Source organism: Corynebacterium variabile (genome assembly GCF_006539825.1).
Taxonomy (GTDB): Bacteria; Actinomycetota; Actinomycetes; order Mycobacteriales; family Mycobacteriaceae; genus Corynebacterium; species Corynebacterium variabile.
In genome coordinates this window covers 1-5165 of sequence record NZ_BJNT01000037.1, presented here as the reverse complement: position 1 = coordinate 5165, position 5165 = coordinate 1, and the positions used below count along the sequence as shown (strand labels likewise).

7 protein-coding genes are annotated in these 5165 nt (G+C 56.1%); 5 read left to right on the top strand and 2 right to left on the bottom strand.

Translation table 11 applies throughout. The features are described from left to right. The 3 genes from CVA01_RS14550 to CVA01_RS14540 all read left to right on the top strand — a co-directional run. The coding region (locus CVA01_RS14550) for an LGFP repeat-containing protein (protein ID WP_373862690.1) at positions 1-1090 on the top strand (1090 nt) is incomplete at its 5' end. 224 nt (positions 1091-1314) lie between these two features. Beyond that, positions 1315-1707, top strand: coding sequence for a hypothetical protein (locus CVA01_RS14545; protein ID WP_141331786.1), 393 nt, complete (start codon positions 1315-1317; stop codon positions 1705-1707). A gap of 264 nt (positions 1708-1971) precedes the next feature. Continuing rightward, positions 1972-2289, top strand: coding sequence for a hypothetical protein (locus tag CVA01_RS14540; protein ID WP_141331784.1), 318 nt, complete (start codon positions 1972-1974; stop codon positions 2287-2289). Between the two features lie 50 nt (positions 2290-2339). Here CVA01_RS14540 and CVA01_RS14535 read toward each other — a convergent pair whose 3' ends face one another. Then, positions 2340-2888: a recombinase family protein gene (locus CVA01_RS14535; RefSeq protein ID WP_141331782.1), complete on the bottom strand. Its 549-nt coding sequence runs from the start codon at positions 2886-2888 to the stop codon at positions 2340-2342. Positions 2889-3113: 225 nt separating this feature from the next. On the opposite strand from CVA01_RS14535, the gene CVA01_RS14530 reads away from it, so the two are divergent. Next, complete coding sequence (locus CVA01_RS14530) at positions 3114-3296, top strand: PspC domain-containing protein (RefSeq protein ID WP_141331780.1); 183 nt, start codon at positions 3114-3116, stop codon at positions 3294-3296. A 71-nt stretch (positions 3297-3367) separates the two neighbouring features. Here the strand turns inward: CVA01_RS14530 and CVA01_RS14525 are convergent, their stop codons facing one another. Then, entirely contained in the window at positions 3368-3886 is a 519-nt protein-coding gene (locus tag CVA01_RS14525) for a GNAT family N-acetyltransferase (RefSeq protein ID WP_141331778.1), read from the bottom strand. An 833-nt stretch (positions 3887-4719) separates the two neighbouring features. On the opposite strand from CVA01_RS14525, the gene CVA01_RS15620 reads away from it, so the two are divergent. Next, a complete protein-coding gene (locus tag CVA01_RS15620) occupies positions 4720-5055 on the top strand; it encodes a DUF6968 family protein (RefSeq protein ID WP_373862689.1) in 336 nt (111 codons plus the stop codon). The last annotated feature ends 110 nt before the right edge of the window (positions 5056-5165 follow it).

The following is a 5165-nucleotide window of genomic DNA, read 5'->3' as shown; positions in this document are numbered from 1 at the left end:
CTCCCTGGCCGGCCTCGCGAGCATTGAAGGACTCATCTACGACAAGTGGGTGACCACCGGCGCAGAAGGCGGGCCCCTCGGATACCCCACCGCTGATGAAGCCGGCACACCCGACGGTGTTGGACGGTTCAACAGGTTCGCCGGCGGCATGCTCTACTGGCACCCCACACACGGCGCGCATCCGGTGACTGGGGCGGTGCTTGACAAGTGGGCGCGGCGTGGATACGAAACAAGTGGATATGGGTATCCCATTAGCGACTCGTTCATCGACGAGGAGGGTATGCAGGTACAGGAATTTGAGGGGGGTACTCTCATCGCCAACCCGGATGATGTCCTCTCGCCATTCTCCTGTGTTGCAGCAGCGCTTCGTGTTGCTGGAGAAATGAACTTGGTTTCTGATTTTCAATATATTTGCAGCTCTTTTGGCGTATGGGTGCAGGAGAACTCCGACACGCCAGCTGTGTTCTCGCGTCCTGCGGCCGAAGATCGGACCGCTGACCAAGAAGATCAGGCCACTCAAGCTCCCCAGCTGCGAGCGGAAGGTCCTACAGGGATCGAGTGTGACTGGACTGAGCCTACTTCGATTTCCGATCCACGCAGACAAGATGCATACCGAATATCCAAGTCTGTTGACATGTGCATCGGAGACGGGAATATGGGGAATGGAAAAATCAACTGGAGTCGTGAATTCGCATGGAACATAAGGAATACCCTTACGCAGCGGCAAAACCATCATGTTGCACTCAAGGTGACGTCCTTGGGTTTGCCCAGTGGAAAATTCACGGTAGACTTCCGGGTGCGGGAAGATGTATCTAAAAGGCCTGATCGCACAGTAGACTCTCGTAGCGTCTCCGTTAGCTCTGCCGGAGGTAAAGAATCATCCCAAATGTACCTAACCTCCACAGATAAGGGGAAATACTTTGTCGAAGTGACTAACATGGAACTGTCTATCCCCTCATGGGACTACAAGGCCTCTTACGGTGGCTTAACGTTCGCGATGGGTCGGTACAATTGCCCTCAGTACAGGTACGAGTCAGATCTATGTACATTTCCGGAGAACATCGATGATCACACTGGAGTACGCTCGTGACGCTCCATACGAGACTCTGGGACGGATTTTGTCAGGAGTACGGAATACGTAATGTCGACACTGTCACTGATATTGCAGGAACGGGGATCCTCTTTTCCCTCATGACGGTCGGACGGGTCGACAGTGATGAACTACAATACGAGGCCGACTGGTTCAGCTCGGAGGGAGACGTACCCTCCCGGTACTCTGTTCATCTCATTCCGTCGCGATCACTCTGGACAGTCATGGTTGACGGAATTATCTACCATGACACACTTGGAGAGTTCATTCAATCGCAACGGTTGACATCTGAGCGACGGCCCAGCACGGGGCTCATGTCGCCGCTGTCGTTGGTATACTTCGAAGGATTCCCGGAAACATGGGGGGGAAGCTATCGCTTCCAAAAGCCGTTCGAAGATGGGGGGGAAGAGTCTTATCCTCGACATTTTGAGGTTGCCGATAGGAGATATCTTCGTGTCATTTCTTATGCTGGCGGCTCTCAGGACAGTGCGGAGGAGGTGTTTGAGATAGTCATCGACATGAGCGTTCCTATTGTCTACTACAAATGCCGACATCTTGACGAATGCATTGATTCGCTTTGGAAGCTGCGTTTCGTGGAAATTATTTCCGAGCGGTAATAGCGGAAATTAAAAACTGCACGAAGTTTTCTCTTCCCATCGGGATACAGGCCGTGCAACAAGTCTTTGTACGACGAAATGAATAAGATCTGCAACTCGGTGTATGGCGGTGCGGATCCACGTCGTTGCGGATGTCGAGACTTCCGGGATGCGTACTACCCTGCAGTAACCATATCTCATCTCGGTCAGAACTAGAGCATCACAACGAAAGAGCGGCCGATGGCTACTAAATCCACGTTCCCCCTTGGGACAAGAATATGGTTCTTGTCTACCATCGGCTTACCTCTCGCACTCAAGATCTTGGCAGAGGTTGATGTCGTCAGTGATGGGGTCGGAGATACAGCTTACGTATTCTCGATGCTTAGCATCGTCGGTTTTGTAGGATACTTTATCGCCCCATCCAAAAGTAAGCTTTCTTTTTCGGTCGCTTTGATGTCGGCGCTAATATTCACCGTTGCCGTATTGTGGATAACTCTAGGTTCTGGCGGGTATATATCGGGAATAGTCGCGATCATATCGTTTATATTTCTGGTATCATCTGGCGGCAAGTTCCTGACGGCAATATCCAGTGCGAGGTATTGATATTTTGATGACTGTTGTTTGGGATATTTTTTCTCTCAGCAACCCCTGACTTACAGTGCTCGGTAGATCGTTGAGCGACTGACCCCGAGCACCCGCCCGATCTCTGACACCGTCATCGTCTTCGCCTCATACAGTGAGCGGGCGGTGGCGGCTTGCTGTTCGGTGAGTTTCTTCGGCCGCCCCCCGACCCGGCCGCGTGCCCTGGCCGCCGCCAGGCCGGCAGTGGTGCGCTCGATCACCAGATCACGTTCGAACTGAGCCAACGCCGAAAATACATGGAACACCAACCGGCCACCCGGAGTGGTCGTGTCAATGGTCTCCTGCAACGAGACGAACCCGACCCCGCGGGCCTGGAGATCCTCCAGCTGATCAATCAGATGCGGGACTGAGCGGCCCAGCCGGTCCAATCGCCACACCACCACCGTGTCCCCGGAACGCAGCTTGCCCCATAACCGGTCCAGCTCTGGGCGATGCGCCCGGGACCCGGAACCGACATCGGTGAAGATCTCGCTACAGCCGTGCCGACTCAACGCATCGCGTTGCAGACTCGCATCCTGATCCGCTGTTGATACTCGGGCGTACCCGAATACTTCACCCATAGAACCCTCTTTCGTGTGCCCAGGTGTCCGGAACTCGTCGCGGACAAGTCTAGTGACACCTTGATTCTGACACAGTGTTCTGAGACAACGCGACCTGCACTGACACGCTCCGGTGCCGATGTGCAAACTGGTGTGTCATAAACGATCGTTTCCGGACACTACCCCCGCACCCGAATCTCGTCGGCCCGAAGGCGGTGGCCACTACGACGGACTATCGTCGTTTGCATGGCTAGACCTCAACGCTCCAGGGACCACAAGATCATCGCCGGGGTCTGCGGCGGCATAGCCGACTGGTTGGGGTGGTCCCCCACCGTGGTGCGAACCCTATTCGTCCTATCGTTCGTGTTCCCCGGCCCCCAGGCAGTGTTCTACCTCGGCGCGTGGATCCTCATGCCCAAACAGCCCTGACGCGCCACGCGGCGGCCAAGATTTCATGCCACATAGCCCTCACATTCACAGGCTCAGCGCTACGGTGTCCGTCAGATAATCTCGCCATCGTCGGTCCTCAAACCTGAACTGCGCAGCCCCAGCCGAGCTGCAATCGCGGCAGAAGCCGCATGGTCTGGGTGAATCGCGGCCGTAAAGTGACTAACCCCATGATCCTGTAGCCACGTGCGCATCAGTCTTGCGCTGCGTGCGGCCAGGCCCCGACCCTGCCACCGGAGACCGATTACCCACGCCAGTTCCGCAACCGTATGGTCGCCCTGGGTAACGACCGTTGCCTGAACATACCCGGCCGGCTCTCCCGACACGCGAACGATCCAGTTCAACCACAGCTGCGATCCATCAGGCGATATTCCATCCTCCTGGCGAGCGTATGTGCGGCGCAACTCGTCAATACTTGGTGGCTCACCGCCGGTGAAAACGTACAACTCGCGATCCTGCAACACCGTGACCATCGTGTCAGCATCATCACCTCGCAATGGCGTCAGCAGTACATCAACCTGTGCGATCGGTGTAGCTTCCAAAAAACATGGTTGGTCCAGATTCTCGTCCATGTCCCCCAGTAAAGCCCGACCTTCACGATGAACTGCAACTTGACTCATGCTTGAGGCCCCTTACCGCATCAGCCGCCGTTGACAGCCCGTTCTACTTGAAGAACCCCGCTGGCTACTGCATCGAGGTCGTCATCTCACTGCCACCCGTCGGACACTACGGGGTGAAGTACCGGGACAGCGTTTGGCCGAACGGCGAGACGGGGCGCATGGTAGAAGCCTTCAAGCCACAGCAGAAGGGTCACTGGGAGTAAGGGAATATCATCACCGAACTCACTACCTCGTGACCTGGGGGTTAAGCACCGGCCCGGCAAAGGTAGCGATCCAGAGCTGCCAGAACCTCGGTTCGCCCTCTTCTAGCTGTACTGTCCGGTGAACGGTGACCTAGACGGATACGTCTGCAGAGAGTGAGATCTGCCTGGCGACCGTCGAGCGGTGCGCGGACTTGTGGTTGTCGTATCAACCTCTTCGAGAAGTCTAGAGATTTCCTCGCGTCCCTGTTTGTTTTTGTTACGATTGTTGCGTCAGGAGAACTTGGCGACACCCCTAATCAGAACGGTATCCACCATGAGAATCACCCGGATTCTTCCCCTCAGTTTGGCGGCAGTGGCCGCACTCTCCCTAGGCCTGGGGACTATGTCCCAGGCCTCAGCAGCTACCAGCGTCCCCACTCCGGAATCCTCGCTGTCTCAAGGTCAGCTTAAGAGCAAGTCTTCCTGCGACAAGCTCTACAAGAGCCTCAGCAAGGGCTGCCGGTTCATTCCCGCACCTCCTGCACGGGCGGCGTGCTGGGCTGCAGCCGCTGCAAGCTACGCAGCTTGCCTGGCGGCAGACTAATGGCGCACCCCGAAGAGCCCCTACTGACCCGTGTTTTTCAGGGAAGGTCTGGGCAAGAGGTAAAGTTGTGCATCTGGGCACCTCACGAAGAGCACGGCGATTGGGTCGCCCGCTGGGCGATTTCAGGTCTACAGAGCGGCGATGTGCAAATGTTCTCTGGCGGTGTGGACTCGGTGCAAGCTATGATTTTCGCCTTCGCCGCAGCTGGCGATCGGCTAGCCAGCGAAAACGATTCGCTGATGTTTGCCGGGGGCGAAGGTCCTCAGCTGTTAAGGACGAGCCTCGATGCTCCGCATGGCCAGTGGTTAGCCACTGTCTCCATCCCGACTGTCTAGGTCATGCCTCCTTATTAGCGTAGCCAGGTGACGAAACCAGCGAGCTTGCAACAGCACCTCCTAGGCTCCCTACCTTCGTCAAGATTGCACCCCAAGGCGAACGGGTGTTC

Excerpts from the sequence above, each read along its gene's own strand:
- CVA01_RS14545 (WP_141331786.1), top strand. The coding sequence starts at position 1,315 with ATGGTTGACGGAATTATCTACCATGACACACTTGGAGAGTTCATTCAA.
- CVA01_RS14535 (WP_141331782.1), bottom strand. The coding sequence starts at position 2,888 with ATGGGTGAAGTATTCGGGTACGCCCGAGTATCAACAGCGGATCAGGAT.
- CVA01_RS14530 (WP_141331780.1), top strand. The coding sequence starts at position 3,114 with ATGGCTAGACCTCAACGCTCCAGGGACCACAAGATCATCGCCGGGGTC.
- CVA01_RS14525 (WP_141331778.1), bottom strand. The coding sequence starts at position 3,886 with ATGGACGAGAATCTGGACCAACCATGTTTTTTGGAAGCTACACCGATC.
- CVA01_RS15620 (WP_373862689.1), top strand. The coding sequence starts at position 4,720 with ATGGCGCACCCCGAAGAGCCCCTACTGACCCGTGTTTTTCAGGGAAGG.